This window comes from Cellulomonas sp. P4_A2 (assembly GCF_056402515.1).
The window spans coordinates 1-942 of the sequence record NZ_JBFUHG010000043.1 but is presented as its reverse complement, the minus strand read 5'-3'; the positions used below and the strand labels follow the sequence as shown (position 1 = coordinate 942).

1 rRNA gene is annotated in these 942 nt (G+C 57.2%); it reads right to left on the bottom strand.

The annotated features are described in order from the left end of the window. Positions 1-942, bottom strand: a 23S ribosomal RNA gene (locus tag AC1DUE_RS19975); the annotation flags it as partial.

Below are 942 nucleotides of genomic sequence, written 5' to 3'. Positions count from 1 at the left end.
GTCCCCTTAACGTTCCAGCACCGGGCAGGCGTCAGTCCGTATACATCGCCTTACGGCTTCGCACGGACCTGTGTTTTTAGTAAACAGTCGCTTCTCGCTGGTCTCTGCGGCCACCCCCAGCTCATGGAGWAAATCCAATCACCAGTGATGGCCCCCCTTCTCCCGAAGTTACGGGGGCATTTTGCCGAGTTCCTTAACCATAGTTCACCCGAACGCCTCGGTATTCTCTACCTGACCACCTGAGTCGGTTTAGGGTACGGGCCGCCATGAAACTCGCTAGAGGCTTTTCTCGACAGCATAGGATCATCCACTTCACCACAATCGGCTCGGCATCAGGTCTCAGGCACATGTGTGACGGATTTGCCTATCACACGCCCTACACCCTTACCCCGGGACTACCACCGCCCGGGCTGGACTACCTTCCTGCGTCACCCCATCGCTTACCTACTACAAGTCTGGTTCGTCGGCTCCACCACTACCCTCAACTCCGAAGAGATCGGGCCGGCTTCACGGACTTAGCATCGCCTGATTCAGTATTGGGCGTTTCAAAGCGGGTACCGGAATATCAACCGGTTGTCCATCGACTACGCCTGTCGGCCTCGCCTTAGGTCCCGACTTACCCTGGGCAGATCAGCTTGACCCAGGAACCCTTAGTCAATCGGCGCACACGTTTCTCACGTGTGTATCGCTACTCATGCCTGCATTCTCACTCGTGAACCGTCCACAACTCGCTTCCGCGGCTGCTTCACCCGGCACACGACGCTCCCCTACCCATCCCAGCAGGCGTTGGCCCTTAATGCTGGAATGACACGACTTCGGCGGTACGCTTGAGCCCCGCTACATTGTCGGCGCGGAATCACTTGACCAGTGAGCTATTACGCACTCTTTCAAGGGTGGCTGCTTCTAAGCCAACCTCCTGGTTGTCTCTGCGACTCCACATCC